The 528-nt window shown below is 33.0% G+C and carries 1 protein-coding gene; it reads right to left on the bottom strand.

The features are described from left to right. Positions 1-319: DoxX family protein (locus CBG25_RS19275; RefSeq protein ID WP_290608675.1), on the bottom strand; the 319-nt coding region annotated here is incomplete at its 3' end. Between the last annotated feature and the right edge of the window lie 209 nt (positions 320-528).

Below are 528 nucleotides of genomic sequence, written 5' to 3'. Positions count from 1 at the left end.
CAATAGAAAGATCTTTTAAAAACAGCAATTGGTTATCGCCTTCGGCAAAGTTGAAGTGAAAAATAAAAGCGGTTAATAGACTAAAAGCAACGGTAAAAATAGCTATGGTTCGAGTTAAAAAACCCAATAGTATGGCAATCCCACCGCCAAACTCTAATAAAATAGTCAATGGTAGCAAAAATGCAAGGACACCCATCGCATGCATATATTGCTGAGTTTCGATATAGCCGTTACCAAGCTTACCATATCCGGCAAAAATAAATAACAGTGGCATCAGAATATGCGCCACTAGGATAGTGATATTCTCTATGTTTTTCATATTCATCTCTCTTAAAGCATCATATTTAAAGTAATAGTTTTTAATCTGTAGTGGGCAGTTTGACTGCTAGGCAAGAGCAGTTAATTGCTGTTTTATTTATAGTAAAGCCTACATTATTAAAAATACTAGCTAAGAAAATTCAATCTATTATGCAAAAAAATTGAATGAATTAATCGAGAATAGTTTTTGTCTAAAAGGAGTGAATTGTT

It is taken from the genome of Arsenophonus sp. ENCA (assembly GCF_002287155.1).
In the GTDB taxonomy this organism is placed as follows: Bacteria; Pseudomonadota; Gammaproteobacteria; order Enterobacterales; family Enterobacteriaceae; genus Arsenophonus; species Arsenophonus nilaparvatae.
The sequence above is the reverse complement of the archived record's forward strand: the minus strand, read 5'-3'. Positions and strand labels throughout refer to the sequence as shown.